We start from the raw sequence: 15,939 nt of genomic DNA, 5'->3' as shown, positions 1-15,939 counted from the left end.
GGGTTGAACTAAGGGGCGGGTTTGAACTGTTTCGGTTTGAGTTCTCTTGCCAGCCGAAAGCCGATCATGGCCGATTTCTGTTCGGGCCGGTGTGCTTCCCGCGCGTGACTGGCAAGGGCTCGGTACGGATCACTGGCCGCGCCACCGCGCGCCGGGCGCCGGGCGCACCGCTGTGTGACCACGGCACGGCCATTCAGGGGCGCATCCCGGTAATGGTCCCGGTAGCAGTCCAGAACCCATTCGGCCACGTTCCCGGCGGTATCGTAGAGGCCGAAGGGGTTCGCGGGAAAGCGGGCGACGGGTGCCGTTCGGCTGGAAAACAACCCTGTGTATTCGCTGTCGCAGCCCCGCTTGCAGTTGGCTTTGCCTGCGGCGTCCTCGTCGCCCCACCAGTAGTCTGAGGTGCTCCCCGCCCGGGCGGCGTATTCCCATTCTGCTTCCGTTGGCAGTCGGTAGGTCTCGCCGGTTGCTTCGCTCAGCCATAAGGCGTAGGCGGCGGCGTCGTGCCAGCTTACGTTGATCACAGGCCGGTTCCCCCGACCCCAGCCTTCGTCGTTCGGCTGGATCGCTCCCTGACTACGGACGAACCGCTGATAGTGGGCGAAGGTGATCTCATGTCGACTCAGGGCGAACGGGGTTTCAATCTGCACCTCGCGGGACGGGGAGGCATTGCCCTCTCCGTTGCTGCCCATGAAGAATCGGCCCGGGCCGATCACCACCAGTTCCGGGCCGGCACTGCCATCGGGCAGCCGATCCACAAGAGTTTCTCCCGGCTGGTAGACGCGGCTCAACGAATAGTTGAGCTGCAAATCCCTTTCCTTCAGCTGGACCCACCGCCTGATGGTGCCGTAGCCGGGCTTGGAGACCTCGATATGGTAGGAGCCGGGGTTCAGGCGGATTCCAGCCTTGTAGCGCTCCCGAATGTTCAGGATGCGAACACGAGCGTCTGCCGGTTCCGGGAGTACCGAGAGGGAGAACCGTTGTGCCGTGGCTTCGTCGGAGCTCTGGTCCGGTGATGCTGATCGGCCCCCGTCGGTCTTGATCGGAGGCGCGCTTTCTTCGGGAGTCTCTGGTGACTGCGATGCAGGCCAAAACGGGCGGGAAGCGGCGATCGCTTCAGCGGTGGCAGCAAAGGCCTGCTGGAGTGATGCCGGCATCCGGGTTTCGGCGGCTAAGTCGGTGCCAGCCAGTGTCATACTCAGGGCTGTCCATAGCCCGGCGGCCACCAGTGACAGGCCGAGGCAGCGCGCTGCCAGGGCTCGGATCCCGCGGCGCGCCTCGCCGACCTCCAGTGCCTGGCGAACTGTGGTGGATACCTGTGTTCGCTGTTCGGTGCGGGCCGTCTCGTTACTCGTAATCCCGAACGCACCACTGGGCGGATTTCGATGGAAACGGTTTCCGCGCAACCATCGCAGGCGGGCGAGGGCGGAAAAGCCCCGGCCCACACGGGCACGCAGCGCCGCAATGCTGGTCAGGAGCAGGGCTTTCAGGAGCACGGATACGTTCATTTCCGTGGGCTGGGTCTGGGGGGTGCCGCGCCCCGGGTAACCAGCCAGGGTTTCTTCGATGGCGACAATAGCTTCGGCAAGGTCCGCGCCGCATTGAAAGCGATCCGCGACGTTTTTGGCCAGGAGCCGATTAAGCAAGCCCTGAAATACGGCGTAATGGGCCGGCAGGCTGGGGATGGGAGCGGTCAGGTGTTTGAGAGCAATGGCGACCGCTTCCTCTGCCCGATAGGGCACTACTCCAGTCAGCATTTCGTAAAATACGACTCCGAGACTGTAGAGGTCCGACCGACCGTCAATGGGCTGACCGCGGCTTTGTTCGGGGCTCATGTAGTGGGGCGTGCCCACCACGGTGCCGGCATTGGTGACCCGCGCAGCGGAGCTGAGGGTGCGGGCGACTCCGAAATCGGTGAGTACGGCCGTGCCGTCTTCGCGAAAGAGAATGTTTTCCGGTTTGATGTCCCGGTGCACGTAGCCCTTGTTATGCGCCACGTCCAGCGCTCGCGCGATTTCCCGCGTGATCCGGAGCACCTCTGCATTGGACAGCCCTTCTCGCATCCGCTCGTGAACGGTGCCGCCGGGCAGATAGTCCATGGCGATGTAGTTCAGGCCCTGGTAACAGCCGATGTCGTGGATGGAAACGATGTTGGGGTGGGAAAGCTGCCCGACGATGTTCGCCTCGCGCTGAAAGCGACGGCTGAAAACCGGATCGGCGTTGAGGACGGGCGACATGACCTTCAGCGCCACCTGACGACCCACGCTGAGTTGCACAGCCAGGTAGACGGTGGACATGCCTCCCTGATTGATCTTGCGGATAATGCGGTAGCCCGGGATCTGCATGGCAGTCTCAGCTCATCATCAGGTATGCAAGCAGCAGCACAATGAACCCTGCAGCGGCGAAGACGGCGGGCTGCACTCGCTTGCTCTGCAGCAGGTCCGGCCATGCGGGCCGCCTGCGCGCCGCGCCCGGAAGCGGTGATTCGACAATTTGAACAGTAATGTTGTCGCGCCCTCCGTGCTCCAGGGCATCGTGCATCAATCTGTTAACCGCTTCTCGCAAGGTGTCTGAGTGGGAGAGTATGTCTGCAATCGCCTCATCGCTCAGTTCATCGCTGAGCCCGTCGCTGCACAGCAGGATCCACTGGCCTTCACGCCATTGTCCCCGCACGGTATCAACCTGCACCTGTTCGCAATCCTGCGAGCCGATGCACTGGGTAATGATGTTCTTGTCCGGATGGTTTGCGGCTTCCTGCTCGCCAATTGCACCGGAGGCAATCAGCATTTGCACATAGGAGTGATCGGTGGATAGCCGCTCCAGGCATCCGCCATCGGCCGCGGGCGTCCACAGATATGCGCGACTGTCACCGACCCAGGCTACCTGAAAGTCCGCCCCGTCACTGTGCAGAGCCACGATGGTGGAACCCATGCCTTCGGCGCCCCGGCCCTCTTCCACCGCCTCGAGCACTGCGCGATGCGCAGACCGGATTGACTCCACCAGCCCTGTGCCGTTACGCGCACTTTCCTGGAGGGTTTCCACAACGATGGCGCTGGCCACTTCGCCCGCTTCGTGTCCGCCCATGCCGTCGGCTACCAGCCACAAGCCATGCTCTGGCAGACTGAGGTAATTGTCTTCGTTGTTTCGACGGATCAACCCCTTGTCGGAGGCAGCGCTGGATTTGCTTACTGACATTCGAAATACCGGACTGTGGGTTGCATCACTTTTTGCCCCGGAGCACACGGGGAAGATTCATATCGTGTGGCTTGCATCTTACTGAAGTGGCGATCCCGGTAAAGAGTTTTTATTCTAAGCTATTGAAACCCCAGCCTGTTTTGCTTACTTTACGAGCCCTGGGACGAACTTCCCAAAGCCTTGCCGCGGTTGCCTGCAAGCCCTTCGGCGCATTGCTCACAGATTGAGGATTCAGCATGCTGAAGCTCCGCTTCACGGATAATAAACACAACGGGGTTTGGCTTGTCGAGCCAAAAGTCACAATCGGTTCCGCGGCTGGAAATGATCTGGTGTTGGAAGATCCCAGCGTTGCGCCGCATCACGCCGAGATCCTGGTCCGGCACGAAAAGCTTACCCTGGTCAACCTTGCGGGTCAGGCTCTCCAGGTCAACAATCGACCGGTTCCGGAGCAAATGGAGATCAACAAGGAGGACCAGCTGCTGGTGGGCAAGCTGCGCCTCGAGGTGATGGACCCCAAGCAGCAGTACCAGTCCGCCGGGGCCGCAGCCAATGAAACCACCGGTTGGGCATTGAAAGCTAACCATTCGGCGCTGGCAAACCGGGTTTTTCCCATCAAGGCGGAAACCGTGATCGGGCGCTCCAGCGACTGCGATATCACCCTCGCCGCGGCGCACTTGTCCCGCCGCCATGTCAAATTGTTCGTGGAGAACGGGCTGCTGTACATGCGGGATCTGGGCTCAGCAAACGGGACTTATCTCAATGGCCAGAAGGTTGTGGAAGCCCGGGTGCGGCGGGGCGACGAACTGCGCTTCGATACGTTGAGTTTCGGGGTGATTGGCCCCGCAGCGGAGGACCTTGACCGCACCACGGTCCGGCCCATGGCCGCGGTGAACGTCAAATCCGGCAATTCGCCCACTGCGCCCAGAGCCTCTTCAGCGCACAATGTCCGCGCCGCTCATTTACGCCGCCATGATGCGGACCTGGCTACGGAGCGCCTGGCGCTCGATGAAGCCGGGCCGGACAGCGACCTGGGTAACGGTTCGAGAAACTGGTTGTGGTGGGGGTTCGGCCTGCTGGTGGCCACTGCGGGCATTGCGGGTTTTCTCTGGCAGCAGGGAATGTTGGGCGGCTGAAGGCGGCGATCTTTGTGAAAACAATCATTCTGTACAGCACCCTCGGCTGTCACCTGTGCGAGCAGGCCAGAGCCCTGATGCATCCCGTTCTGGAGGCCGCCGGCTATCAGTTGGAGGAGCGGGACATTGCCGAATCCGAGGAGCTTCTGGAGCGTTACAAGTTCACCATACCCGTTGCATATAACCCGCGGAACGGCCGTGAAATAAACTGGCCGTTCGGGGTGGAGCAGGTGGCTGACCTGCTGGTGTGAGGGCTACTGTCCGCCGCCGCTGGTGCCGCTGCCGAGGCCTCCAATGGTCAGCATCGTGATCCCCTCACTGCCACTTTGGTTGAACATGGTGGTCGGCTTGCCCATCCGGTACCCATAGATCACCGAGTACGCCAGAACATTCTGCACGTAGTTGCGGGTTTCCTTGTAGGGGATCGTCTCGATCCAGATGTCGTAGGGTAGCTGGCGGTCGCCATTCTCCAGCCATTGCTGCACCCGATAGGGGCCGGCGTTGTACGCAGCGGCGGCCAGGATCGGATTGCCATTGAAGCGGGTCAGCAAACCATGCAGATACCGGCTGCCCAATTGGATGTTCTGGTTCGGGTCGATGAGGTCCCAATAATCATAACGCATGCCCTGTTCACGGGCGGTGCGCTTTGCGGTGGACGGCAGTAGCTGCATGAGGCCCATGGCTCCGGCGGGCGAGCGGGCATCCGCGGCGAAGGCGCTCTCCTGGCGTGCAATGGCATAGAGCAGATGGGGTTCGATGTTGGTGCTGGCTGAAGCACTGGCCACTTCCTTTTCGTAGGCCAGGGGGAACCGAAGCTGAAGGTCATCCCAATAGCGTGCTTCAATCATTGCCTGGATGCTTTTGCGGTACCAGCCCCATTGTGCGGCAAGTTTTCCCGCGGCCAGTTTCTCCATCGGTTCCAGATTGCGGGTTGCGTAATACCACTCGCCCCGGGCCTGATTGATCCGATCCAGGTCCAGAAGCTCCTTGGCCCGGCGGATACCCGGGAGGCCGCGCAGCTTGTCGATGGTTTCTGTCGAGACGCTGACGGGGCGATCCACCAGGGTATACTCGCGGCCGAGCAGGTCCGCCGCCAGGAAGCCGTAGAAACTCCGGCTGAGGGCGACGCTGGCGTATATCTGTTCAGCCGAGGAATAACGCGGATCCTCGATTTCGAGGTTCTCGAGTGCCCGGGCGCGCCAGTAGAGCCATTGGGGGCTCTGCTGCTCCTCTTCAGGAAAGAGTTGCATGGCATCCCAGGCGCGCTGCCAGTCGAGGCTGCGCAAGGCATCACGCACCAGCCAGGCGATCAGCGCGGAGCTGCTCACTTCCTCCGTCTGCTTGAGCAGGCGCTGCGCTGCCTTCACGTGGCCCTCTACGGCCAGATGGGTAATGAGGTATTCCTGGGTGCGGGCGCGGTCTTCGGCGGGAAAGTAATGCTGGGCGTCGTATCGCTCCCAATGGCCGAGGGCGGCAAGTGGGTCACGCAGAGCATAGCGCCGGATGCCATGGAGGATAATCTCGTGGATTTCGGGTGTCTGGGCGGCGAATTTGTCGTGGTTTGCGAGCTGTTCGGGTTGCCGATGGACCTGGGTATAGAGGTCCGCGAGAGGGCGCAGTTCTGCCGGCATTTTGCGGGCGATGTAGCGAGCGAGAGACAGGTTGCCCGCTGCAATGGCCTTGCCGTGGCGCTCCCACGCGATGCCGCCGCTCAGGTAGCCTCGCTCCATCCAGGTCCTGAACAGCGGATCGCAGGTCTTGGGTTGGGAACGGCCCACATTCCAGAGTTCAGCGACTTCCTCCAGGGCCTTTTCGTCACCCGTCTTCAGGCGCGCGCGCAGGTGGTAGCAGCGCAGCTCAGTGCGGTTGGTGTTCGCGAGGGGGAAGTATTTCTGATAGTCCCGCCAACGCGCGTTCTTGGCGAGAGTCTCCAGCCATTCACGGGCGAGGCGTTCTCCGATGTAGGTGCCGGAGTGCCGTTCCAGGAAGTGGTCGACGTCCTCGTGCGGCAGTAGATACAAGCGCCGGCGCAGCTCGCTGTATTCCAGGTAGGGCTGCAGGGGGTAGTCCCCGAGCTGGCCGTGCAGCGATCGGTAGCGCTCCAGCTGCTTGGTGCGCAGCGCGTCCTCTGCGGCAAGAAAATCCGCCCGTTGGGCCACCAGGGACGGCGAATCGGAGTTTTGCGCCCCATGGCCGGCACTGGCCAGTGTTCCCAGCACCAGCGGCACGAAGAGGCGGTTGAGTACTGCCTGCGGTGAAAACTTCGGTACGAACCTGCTGAGACTGTGCATAAGCCCTTTCACCGGTAATTTAGAGGAACTGCGAGTCTTGCGCAACGGTCCGGCACCGCCATGGTTATGATGTGGCGATCGCGGGGCTGAATCTGGTTTTTTATGCTGTGACCGCGGTCGCTTGTTCGGCCGCAATTTGCAAACCTGGATGTCGCGCTTCAGTGAGTGTAGTTCAGTTTCCAGGCGGTGTTAAAAGGCGTGAGAATTGCCCGCACAAAATGTGCGCCGGCTAACAGTGGCAGGTTCCTGTATCCGGCTTTTCAGCGCCCGGAGACCGAACCGGCCTCCGGAGGAGTATGCCAAACGCTGTTGCCCGCGGGAGGTTTTGCGGCCCGTCGCGGCTACTTGTGGTGGTCCACACGCACGGCCAGCACGTCGCACTTGGTCCCGTGCAGCACACCATTGGCGGTTGAACCGAGGAGCAGGGCCAGCCCCTGCCGACCGTGGCTGCCCACGACGATCAGGTCCACGTTTTTTTCTTCGGCCATGCGATGAATTTCAGAGGTCGGCTGCCCGATTACCACGTACTGATCTTCGCTGGACACGCCGATGGCCTTTCCCAGTTTGGCCAGCTGCTGACTTGCCTGTTGCTGAAGCTGGTTTTGCACTTCCGAAAGTTCCATGGGAATATCGCCGCCGTAGGCATAGGCGAGGGGCTCGATGACATGGACCAGGCTGACTTTTGATCCGTTGGCAATGCGGGTGGCGCGATCCAGGATCTGATTGGATTCTTCAGTGAGGTCGAGAGCGACGAGTATATGATTGTACAGGGCCATTGTTTTTCCCCTTTCTTTGGCGTGGTCAACAGGTATGGTAATCGGTTTTTGCTGAGGCTGCCTAGCAGGCCGCTGAAAAACTCTTCCTCGGCGGCCCGAGTGGCTAAGCATGGGCCTTGCACCTGCTCGAAAAAGATTGTTCGTTCGTCGCCCCAGCGGCAGTCATCGCTACGGTACGACTGTGAGTTGGACCCAAGAACCGCGCACCTGGAAAAAGTATGTGGACATCGATTCTGATCATCAGTCTGGTAGCCGCAATGGCCGTTGGACCCATCATGTGGTTCCGCTCAACGCCGTCCCAGCGGCGGATTGTAGGGTTTCGCAATCGCGCAGCGCAGCTTGGCCTGAGAGTGCGGATCGTCAGCCTGCGGGATCTTCTGCCGAGCGAGCGAGACTCTGCCGAGACCGTCGCCGGCTACGGACTCCCCTGGGTCCGGTCGGGGGAGGATGGCAACGGACTGGCACGGCGTCCCGCCAACCATCCATGGCGTCTTATTAAAGAACGCATTAGCCACGAGGGGCATTTCCAGGGCTACTGGAACTGGCAGGAAGGAATGGTGGCGGACAGTAAGTGGCACGACCCTTTGCGCGCCATGGTGTCCGATCTTCCCCCGGATGCGGTGGCGCTGGAGAACAATGCGCACGGCCTCTGGCTCTACTGGCGAGAACGCGGAGCGCCGGAGGCGGTGGACCGACTCGCGGCCACCCTTGAATCGCTCAAGCGGTATGGGGCGGCCTGAGCGGTGCCACGAACTTCAATGCGAGGACGCTGTCTTGGCCATTCGAGCCAAAGAGCCATGGTGCCCGTCTCGCAACGGGGCTGTGGTGTCGGATGTTGGGGCAAATCAAGCGCTTAGCTCTTGCTACAGCGCTTGGGTTCGGAGCTCGGGCGGCCCGCGCGAACCCCCGCTTCAGAGGCCTTCGAGGCGTCCTCGCGACAAAAGCGGAAGCTGAAATTGACTTGACCCCCAAAATCTGAGCCTATATATATGCGCACCCATGGGTTCCGGGGGACGGTTTCCGGGAGCGGCAGGCGCAATGAAATGAGCCAGAATCCGCTTGATCGGTGCTCGAGCGCGGGGCGTGCGCTCCGTCAGCGTGGTCAGATTGTTACAGCGTTCGCGTCACGCACTGCTTGAACGCCGTTTATTTAATAGAAGGGCAGCATGGGAAAATCCTTAGTTATTGTCGAATCACCGGCCAAGGCCAAAACCATCAATCGCTATCTCGGCAATGAGTTCATTGTTAAGTCCAGTGTCGGACACATTCGCGACCTGCCCACCAGTGGGGGTGCGAAAAAGCCCGTGGATCCCAAAGAGCGTGCGCGACAGGCGGCGATTACCCGAAAAATGTCGCCCGAGAAAAAAGCCGAACACAAGTTGCAAAAATCCCGTGAGCAACTGATCAACCGCATGGGAATCAATCCCGAGAAAGGATGGGACGCGCACTACGAAATTCTTCCGGGCAAAGAAAAAGTCGTCAAAGAGTTGCGGGACCTGGCAGCCAAAGCCGACACGATTTACCTGGCAACGGACTTGGACAGAGAGGGAGAGGCCATCGCCTGGCATCTGCGCGAAGCCATTGGTGGACAGGAGGATCGGTATCGCCGAGTCGTATTTAACGAGATCACCAAGTCCGCGATTCAGGAAGCCTTTGAGCATCCGGGTCCGATTGATCAACACCGCGTGGATGCTCAACAGGCCCGCCGTTTTCTTGATCGGGTGGTGGGCTACATGGTGTCTCCGCTGCTCTGGGAGAAGATCGCGCGCGGGCTCTCCGCCGGGCGGGTGCAGTCGGTAGCAGTCCGTTTGGTGGTGGAGAGGGAGCGGGAAATCCGCGCGTTCATCCCCGAAGAGTACTGGGACGTATTCGCCGATCTGACAACCGATGCGGCAAATAACATCCGCTTCGAAGTCAAGAAGCATCAGGGCAAAGCCTTCGAGCCAAAGAACGAAGAGCAGGCCCTGAAAGCGGTGCGGGAGTTGGAAAAAGCCGGCTACCAGGTCGCTTCCCGCGAGGACAAACCCACCCGCTCCAAACCCGGTGCTCCCTTCATTACCTCCACGCTCCAGCAGGCGGCCAGCACGCGATTGGGTTTCGGTGTGAAGAAGACCATGATGCTGGCCCAACGGCTTTATGAAGCCGGCTACATCACTTATATGCGAACCGACTCCACGAACCTGAGCCAGGAAGCCCTGGGCAGTGTGCGGGACTACATCGTTGACCAATACGGTAAAAAGTATCTGCCCGATGCGCCGAATCGCTATTCCAGCAAGGAGGGCGCGCAGGAGGCCCACGAAGCCATTCGACCATCCAACGTGAAGGTCCAGCCGACTCAATTGAGCGGCATGGAGCGGGACGCGGAGCGCCTTTACACCCTGATCTGGCAACAGTTCGTCGCATGTCAGATGACGCCGGCCGAATTTACCAGTACGTCCATTACAGTGAAGGCCGACGACTACGAGCTGCGTACCCGTGGCCGCATCATGCGCTTCGACGGTTTCATGAAGGTGTTGCCGCCGATCTCCAAGAAAGACGAAGACGTGGTTCTCCCGGATGTAAAAGTGGGGGACGACCTAAAGCTGATCAAGCTTACACCCAACCAGCATTTCACCAAGCCGCCGGCCCGCTTTACGGAAGCCAGCCTCGTCAAGGAACTGGAAAAGCGGGGAATCGGCCGACCCTCAACCTACGCGGCCATCATCTCCACCATCCAGGACCGCGGTTATGTGCGAGTTGAAAACCGTCGCTTTTACGCGGAGAAGATGGGCGACATCGTCACGGACCGCCTGGTGGAAAACTTCCACGAGCTGATGGACTACAGCTTTACTGCAAAAATGGAAGAGTCGCTTGATGAGGTGGCAGAAGGCAGCAAGGAGTGGCGCGCACTCCTGGACGAGTTCTACCGTGAATTCACCGCCGAGCTTGCCAAGGCGCAGGACGCGGAAAAGGGCATGCGCCGCAACACGCCCACTGAGACGGACATCAAATGCACCCAGTGCGGGCGCAACATGCAGATTCGAACCGGGAGTACGGGAGTCTTCCTGGGCTGTTCGGGCTACAACCTCCCGCCGAAAGAGCGCTGCAAGCACACCATGAATCTCGTCTCCGGCGATGAAGCCGTGAACGTGGACGAGGATGAAGAAGCCGAGTCCAAACAGTTGCGTTCGCGCCGGCGTTGCAAGCTCTGCAATACTGCCATGGACAGCTATCTGGTGGACGAGCGACGCAAGTTGCACATTTGTGGCAACAATCCCGATTGCAGCGGCTTTGAGGTGGAAGAGGGCGCTTTCAAGATCAAGGGCTACGAAGGGCCGGTGATCGAATGCGACAAATGCGGCAGCGAGATGCAACTCAAGACGGGCCGCTTCGGTAAATACTTCGGCTGCACCAACCCGGAGTGCAAGAACACCCGCAAGCTGTTGCGCAGTGGGGAGCCGGCACCACCCAAAATGGATCCTGTGCCCATGCCCGAGCTGCAGTGCGAGAAGGTCGACGATACCTACGTATTGCGAGATGGAGCGTCGGGCATCTTTCTGGCTGCCAGCCAGTTCCCCAAGAACCGGGAGACGCGTGCGCCGCTGGTGGAGGAGCTTCTGCCGCACAAGAGTGAGATCGACCCCAAGTACAACTTCCTGTTTTCCGCGCCCACTGAAGACCCGGAGGGGAACAAAACAGTGGTTCGCTACAGCCGGAAAACCAAGGAGCAGTATGTACAGTCGGAAGTGGAAGGGAAGGCAACCGGCTGGAAGGCCTTCTATGAAAATGGACGCTGGGTGAGCAGCGGCGAAGTCAAAGGTGCCGGGCAAAAAGCCAGCAAACGTAAAACGGGTAGTACGCGTACTGCCAGGAAGCGCAGCGGCGCCAAGGTTTGATGCGTCTCAGGCGCTTGTACGGAGGCCTGAATGGCCGGAGAACTGTTTTATTCCGCAATCGTCAATCAGAAGCTGGCGTTCGCTCGCATCGCGCTGGCAGCCAGCGACGCGCAACAGGATGACATCAACGGCCGGGTCGCTCGGCATGCTCATCTGGATGCTGCCGTCGGCCAAATGTGCTGCGGACTGAGCTATTTCGTCGCGGAACTGGCGGAGCAGTACAATGTGAATCTGGACCCCACAGGGGAGCAGCTCCCGGAGCTGATGGAAGGCCTCGCTGAGCGCGCACCACAGGCCACTGAGTTGGGGGAACTGCTGAACCTGCGCAAGCAGAATGATTCATGGCTGCGGGAGTTGCTTCGGGCCAGACGCAATCCCTTGTATCTGGCACAGCGATTCAGGAGCGAACACGGCAACTCTGTGAACCCGGCCTCGATTCCCGCCGTCGACCTTACAACGGTGGATAACGCCACTGCGCAGGAATTGGTTGGAAGCTGGTGTCGGGCGGCTCAAAGCCTTGTGGACCGGTTACGGGCGTCACTCCATGAGGAATAAGCCCGTCTGCTAGCGAAGGTCTGGCAAACCCTGCGCGAGGTCCAGACCAAGGGCCGGAACGCCCCGCAAATCAGCCGCCCCGGCGGATTACGCCCACACTCAAACCTTCAATGGAGAAGTCGTCATCTTTGAGGTTGACCTCTATGATGTCGAAGTCCGGGTTTTCCGGTACCAGCTCCACCTGCTGCTTGTTTCGCTCCCGGCGGAACCGTTTGACGGTCACTTCTTCACCGATCCGGGCCACCACAATTTGCCCGTTGCGCACCTGGGTGGTTCGGTGGACGGCGAGGAGGTCTCCGTCAAGGATGCCTGCATCCTGCATACTGTAGCCCTTCACCCGTAGCAGGTAGTCGGCCTGGGGAGAGAAAAAAGAGGGCGAGATATCGCAGTAGTCTTCGATGTTCTCTTCGGCGAGGATGGGATTGCCTGCTGCCACCCGACCCACCACCGGCAGCCCGTTGTCTTCATCCGGGATGCGAATGCCCCGGGAGGCACCGGGCACCATCTCGATGGCTCCCTTCCGTGCCAGGGCCCGAAGGTGCTCCTCCGCGGCGTTGGCGGAACGGAAGCCCAATTCTTCGGCAATTTCGGCCCGCGTGGGTGGATAACCCGTTTCGCGGATGTAATCGCGGATGAGGCGAAGAACTTCTTCCTGTCGTTCGGTCAGTCTGATCATGCTCTTGTCGGCTCCTTGTTTTCAGCAGGCTGTACGCGGCACTGCGCGCTCCGCGCAACGGCCCCAGGCACGGAAGAAGCAGGATCTGGTGCTTTGTACAGTGACTGGTATTATATCCAGTGCCCAGGCGGATGCAAGCGACCAGGCAGCTGCTGACCGCTCGGCGTTAAGCGGCGGGGCTTCACGGAAAGCGGATGACGAAGGGGGTAAACTGGTATAAGTTTATCGGCCTCTTTCTGACGTAGAGTAAACCATGGCAGCCAACCGGACACATTCCGCCCATCCCCCCGGCCCCCTTATGCTGGACCTGGAGGGGTTGACCCTGACAGACGATGAAAAGAACCTGCTGCGGGAGCCCCTGGTTGGAGGGGTAATTTTCTTCAGCCGGAACTTCCAGTCCCGCGGGCAGTTGGAGGCCCTGGTCGGCGAAATCCGTGCGGTACGCCCCGAGCTTCTGCTGGCCGTGGACCAGGAAGGCGGGCGGGTTCAGCGGTTTCGCGAAGGCTTCACACGCCTGCCACCCATGCAGAGCTTTCTGTGCGGCTACCGGGCGGATCCGGCCGCCACCCTCGAACGGGTCAGGGATGCGGGCTGGCTGATGGCGGCGGAGATCCTCGCAGCCGATGTGGATTTCAGCTTTGCGCCGGTGCTCGATGTGGATGAGGAGCACTGCAGCGTTATCGCTGACCGGGCTTTTTCCGCCGACCCGCAGGAAGTAAGTCGCCTTGCTGAAGCCTTCATAGAGGGAATGCACGAGGCCGGAATGGCGGCGACGGGCAAGCACTTTCCCGGACACGGAGGGGTGAGGGGCGACAGCCATCTGGTACTGCCGATTGATGAGCGCAACTGGCGCGAGGTGGAAGCGCGGGACTGGCAGCCCTTCCTGCAACTACGCGCGATCCTCGATGCGGTGATGCCCGCGCACATCGTCTTTCCGGCCGTGGACGAACAACCCGTCGGCTTCTCGAGGCCATGGTTGCAGGAAAAACTGCGCGGCCAGCTGGGCTTTGAAGGGGTCATCTTTTCGGATGACCTTTCCATGGAGGGCGCCGCCGCAGGCGGCAGCTATGGAGACCGGGCCGAGCTGGCGCTTGGCGCCGGCTGCGATATGGTGCTGGTCTGCAATAACCGCAGTGGTGCCCTTGAGGTCCTTGATCGTCTCAAGCGCAATCCGCCCGACGTTTCTCCACGACTGTCCACCATGCGTAAGCGCCGTGATTGGGACTGGTCTGCGTTACAGGCAGACCCCCGCTGGCGGCATTGCCGGGCAGAGTTGCAGGCAGTGCAGGATGCAAGCCGTGGGTGATTGTTCGTCATCTATGAGCAGTGAACGTTTTTCTGCCGGACATCTGATCGAGAACAGCGATTTACTTTACACCCAAGGGCAGATTGATGAGGCCATTGCAGCATTGGCCAGGGACATCAACGCGCAACTGGCTGGCGGTGAATGGCTGATGCTCTGTGTCATGAATGGCGGTGTGGCGTTCTCCACCCAACTGATGTTTCACCTGTCCATGCCGCTCAGATGGGACTACATCCATGCGACTCGCTACGGCGAGGCACGCCAGGGCGGGCGTCTCGACTGGCATGCGCAGGCCCGGGAAGTGATCGAGGGTCGTCGCGTATTGCTGGCTGACGATATCCTTGACGAAGGTTATACCCTTCAGGCACTGACCCGCTGGTGCCGCGACCGGGGTGCAGCGGATGTAAAAACGGCCGTAATGGTCCAGAAGGACCACGCGCGGAACCGCGCGATGAAGCAGGCAGATTTCACCGCCCTGACAGTTCCGGACCGCTTCGTTTTCGGATACGGAATGGACCTGGAAGGCTATGGCCGAAACCTGCCGGGCATCTATGCAGTGCGCGACAAGAAATAACACAAATCAAGACGCGCGCAATCGCAACGCAGACAAGATCCAACCAAATGGCTACACACACCGTTCATCTCGCTGTCATCGGCGGCTCCGGGTTCAACAGTTTCGACGCCTTGGAAGACGCGCAGACCGCAGTTCGTGACACCCCTTTTGGTGAAGCGGCGCCTGTCACGGTCGGTAGGCTGGAGGGGGTGAAGCTCGCATTCATGCCGCGCCACGGCCCCGGCCACAAGGTTCCGCCTCACCGGATCAACTACCGCGCGAACATCTGGGCACTGCACGAGCTGAAAGCTGCGAGAGTGCTTGCGATAAACGCGGTTGGCGGAATTCGTGCGGATATGGCGCCCGGGTGCCTGGTGTGTCCGGATCAAATCGTGGATTACACCTGGGGGCGCGACCACACCTTCTTCGACGACTGCGGCGAACAGGTGAATTACACGGATTTCGAACATCCTTATAGTCCAGAGTGGCGCCAGCGCCTGCTGGACCTTGCACGGGAACGCAATCTGCAAATTATTCCCAACGGGGTCTATGGTTGCACCCAGGGGCCGCGGCTCGAAACCGCCGCAGAAATCCGTCGCCTGAGAAACGACGGCTGTGACCTTGTGGGAATGACCGGTATGCCGGAGGCGATACTCGCGCGGGAATTGGGATTGCCGTACGCGGCGCTGGGGCTGGTTGTGAATTGGGCCGCGGGTCTCGATTCAGTCCCATTGAGCCTTGATAGCGTCTACAGTCAACTCGCCGTGGGTGTCGAGGATGCAAAGAAGCTGATCGGGATGGTGCTTTCGAGCCTCGCTACTCAGAACGCGCGGATATAAGACATTTCGGTGAGGCTCCAAGCTATTTGGCGGCATCAGCCCGACGGTTCCGGTTCGCGGTACCGAAAATTTGGCGTACAAAGAAGTTTGTAGGCATGTAAACGCTGCACGCCAACCACCCTTTTTGTTATTTTTTCACCGTGCGGAACGCCGAATGTCGAGCAACGTCGGTCCTCGATCGGTGAGGTTCAGGTGGTCTGATGATGGCGAGGCCGGTATACCGTTGGTTCGGGTGGCCCGGGTAAGCGGCCTTGCACAGCGATAAGCTCAGGGAAATACTCGATAAAAAAATCCACCCTTTTCCGCGGTTGGGTGACTTGAGTAGCAGAGCCTCGTCGGTTAGTCTCGGAGCGCGAGGCGGCAGCCGCGACAAAAGAACGTCCTGGGAGTGGACCTGTTTCGCACAGCGGAAGTGAGTTCCCTTCTGGTGAGCCGAATGGGTTCGGATTCAGCAAAGGGGTCGGTATCATTTGAAACAACATGGAGATGCAGCAGTACATGGAGTTTCATAACAATAAGAGGTAGCAGTATGAGTGATCGATCTAAAGGCACAGTCAAATGGTTCAATAACGCCCGTGGCTACGGCTTCATCACCTGCGGTGAGCACAGCGACGATATCTTCGTCCATTATCGCAATATTCGCGGCGAAGGCTTCCGCTCGCTGAGCGAGGGTCAGGAGGTGGAGTTCGCCATGCAGAAGGGGGAGAAGGGCTTGCAGGCTGAAGACGTGGTGTGCCTGTAGC

The 15,939-nt window shown here is 60.2% G+C and carries 14 protein-coding genes; 9 read left to right on the top strand and 5 right to left on the bottom strand.

Features of this window, described 5'->3' with window-relative positions; genetic code table 11:
• Positions 1 to 8 precede the first annotated feature (8 nt).
• Together ACURWW_RS01710 and ACURWW_RS01705 are read right to left on the bottom strand one after the other, a co-directional pair.
• Positions 9 to 2,345: an SUMF1/EgtB/PvdO family nonheme iron enzyme gene (locus ACURWW_RS01710; RefSeq protein WP_445615282.1), complete on the bottom strand. Its 2,337-nt coding sequence runs from the start codon at positions 2,343 to 2,345 to the stop codon at positions 9 to 11.
• A gap of 7 nt (positions 2,346 to 2,352) precedes the next feature.
• On the bottom strand, positions 2,353 to 3,195 hold the full coding sequence (locus ACURWW_RS01705) for a PP2C family protein-serine/threonine phosphatase (RefSeq protein ID WP_445615281.1): 843 nt from the start codon (positions 3,193 to 3,195) through the stop codon (positions 2,353 to 2,355).
• Positions 3,196 to 3,431: 236 nt separating this feature from the next.
• Here ACURWW_RS01705 and ACURWW_RS01700 point away from each other — a divergent pair, with 236 nt between their 5' ends.
• The gene (locus ACURWW_RS01700; RefSeq protein WP_445615280.1) at positions 3,432 to 4,328 is read left to right on the top strand and encodes an FHA domain-containing protein; all 897 of its coding nucleotides are present in this window, start codon (positions 3,432 to 3,434) and stop codon (positions 4,326 to 4,328) included.
• Between the two features lie 14 nt (positions 4,329 to 4,342).
• A complete protein-coding gene (locus tag ACURWW_RS01695) occupies positions 4,343 to 4,579 on the top strand; it encodes a glutaredoxin family protein (protein WP_445615279.1) in 237 nt (78 codons plus the stop codon).
• 3 nt (positions 4,580 to 4,582) lie between these two features.
• Here the strand turns inward: ACURWW_RS01695 and ACURWW_RS01690 are convergent, their stop codons facing one another.
• A complete protein-coding gene (locus tag ACURWW_RS01690; protein WP_445615278.1) occupies positions 4,583 to 6,619 on the bottom strand; it encodes a transglycosylase SLT domain-containing protein in 2,037 nt (678 codons plus the stop codon).
• Positions 6,620 to 6,960: 341 nt separating this feature from the next.
• Positions 6,961 to 7,395 carry a universal stress protein gene (locus ACURWW_RS01685; RefSeq protein ID WP_445615277.1) on the bottom strand — a complete coding sequence of 145 codons (435 nt, stop codon included), beginning with the start codon at positions 7,393 to 7,395 and terminating at the stop codon, positions 6,961 to 6,963.
• A gap of 218 nt (positions 7,396 to 7,613) precedes the next feature.
• Here ACURWW_RS01685 and ACURWW_RS01680 point away from each other — a divergent pair, with 218 nt between their 5' ends.
• The 3 genes from ACURWW_RS01680 to ACURWW_RS01670 all read left to right on the top strand — a co-directional run bounded on the left by ACURWW_RS01680 (position 7,614) and on the right by ACURWW_RS01670 (position 11,825).
• Entirely contained in the window at positions 7,614 to 8,135 is a 522-nt protein-coding gene (locus ACURWW_RS01680; protein WP_445615276.1) for a hypothetical protein, read from the top strand.
• Positions 8,136 to 8,561: 426 nt separating this feature from the next.
• Entirely contained in the window at positions 8,562 to 11,270 is a 2,709-nt protein-coding gene (gene topA / locus ACURWW_RS01675; RefSeq protein ID WP_445615275.1) for a type I DNA topoisomerase, read from the top strand.
• A gap of 30 nt (positions 11,271 to 11,300) precedes the next feature.
• Positions 11,301 to 11,825, top strand: a complete 525-nt coding sequence (locus tag ACURWW_RS01670) for a DUF6586 family protein (protein ID WP_445615274.1) — start codon at positions 11,301 to 11,303, stop codon at positions 11,823 to 11,825.
• A gap of 70 nt (positions 11,826 to 11,895) precedes the next feature.
• On the opposite strand, the gene lexA is transcribed toward ACURWW_RS01670, so the two are convergent.
• Entirely contained in the window at positions 11,896 to 12,501 is a 606-nt protein-coding gene (lexA, locus tag ACURWW_RS01665; RefSeq protein WP_445615273.1) for a transcriptional repressor LexA, read from the bottom strand.
• 253 nt (positions 12,502 to 12,754) lie between these two features.
• Here lexA and nagZ point away from each other — a divergent pair, with 253 nt between their 5' ends.
• The 4 genes from nagZ to ACURWW_RS01645 all read left to right on the top strand — a co-directional run bounded on the left by nagZ (position 12,755) and on the right by ACURWW_RS01645 (position 15,938).
• Positions 12,755 to 13,807, top strand: a complete 1,053-nt coding sequence (gene nagZ, locus ACURWW_RS01660; protein ID WP_445615272.1) for a beta-N-acetylhexosaminidase — start codon at positions 12,755 to 12,757, stop codon at positions 13,805 to 13,807.
• 13 nt (positions 13,808 to 13,820) lie between these two features.
• Positions 13,821 to 14,378 carry a hypoxanthine-guanine phosphoribosyltransferase gene (locus ACURWW_RS01655; RefSeq protein ID WP_445615271.1) on the top strand — a complete coding sequence of 186 codons (558 nt, stop codon included), beginning with the start codon at positions 13,821 to 13,823 and terminating at the stop codon, positions 14,376 to 14,378.
• Between the two features lie 47 nt (positions 14,379 to 14,425).
• Positions 14,426 to 15,196, top strand: coding sequence for an S-methyl-5'-thioinosine phosphorylase (locus ACURWW_RS01650; protein ID WP_445615270.1), 771 nt, complete (start codon positions 14,426 to 14,428; stop codon positions 15,194 to 15,196).
• A gap of 529 nt (positions 15,197 to 15,725) precedes the next feature.
• A complete protein-coding gene (locus tag ACURWW_RS01645) occupies positions 15,726 to 15,938 on the top strand; it encodes a cold-shock protein (RefSeq protein ID WP_445615269.1) in 213 nt (70 codons plus the stop codon).
• Position 15,939 lies beyond the last annotated feature (1 nt).

Source organism: Gilvimarinus sp. F26214L (assembly GCF_054401055.1).
This window is presented reverse-complemented; position numbering and strand designations above follow the sequence as displayed.

Coding starts and splice junctions, on each gene's coding strand:
- ACURWW_RS01710 (WP_445615282.1), bottom strand. CDS start 2,345: ATGCAGATCCCGGGCTACCGCATTATCCGCAAGATCAATCAGGGAGGC.
- ACURWW_RS01705 (WP_445615281.1), bottom strand. CDS start 3,195: ATGTCAGTAAGCAAATCCAGCGCTGCCTCCGACAAGGGGTTGATCCGT.
- ACURWW_RS01700 (WP_445615280.1), top strand. CDS start 3,432: ATGCTGAAGCTCCGCTTCACGGATAATAAACACAACGGGGTTTGGCTT.
- ACURWW_RS01690 (WP_445615278.1), bottom strand. CDS start 6,619: ATGCACAGTCTCAGCAGGTTCGTACCGAAGTTTTCACCGCAGGCAGTA.
- ACURWW_RS01685 (WP_445615277.1), bottom strand. CDS start 7,395: ATGGCCCTGTACAATCATATACTCGTCGCTCTCGACCTCACTGAAGAA.
- ACURWW_RS01680 (WP_445615276.1), top strand. CDS start 7,614: ATGTGGACATCGATTCTGATCATCAGTCTGGTAGCCGCAATGGCCGTT.
- topA (WP_445615275.1), top strand. CDS start 8,562: ATGGGAAAATCCTTAGTTATTGTCGAATCACCGGCCAAGGCCAAAACC.
- ACURWW_RS01670 (WP_445615274.1), top strand. CDS start 11,301: ATGGCCGGAGAACTGTTTTATTCCGCAATCGTCAATCAGAAGCTGGCG.
- lexA (WP_445615273.1), bottom strand. CDS start 12,501: ATGATCAGACTGACCGAACGACAGGAAGAAGTTCTTCGCCTCATCCGC.
- nagZ (WP_445615272.1), top strand. CDS start 12,755: ATGGCAGCCAACCGGACACATTCCGCCCATCCCCCCGGCCCCCTTATG.
- ACURWW_RS01655 (WP_445615271.1), top strand. CDS start 13,821: ATGAGCAGTGAACGTTTTTCTGCCGGACATCTGATCGAGAACAGCGAT.
- ACURWW_RS01650 (WP_445615270.1), top strand. CDS start 14,426: ATGGCTACACACACCGTTCATCTCGCTGTCATCGGCGGCTCCGGGTTC.
- ACURWW_RS01645 (WP_445615269.1), top strand. CDS start 15,726: ATGAGTGATCGATCTAAAGGCACAGTCAAATGGTTCAATAACGCCCGT.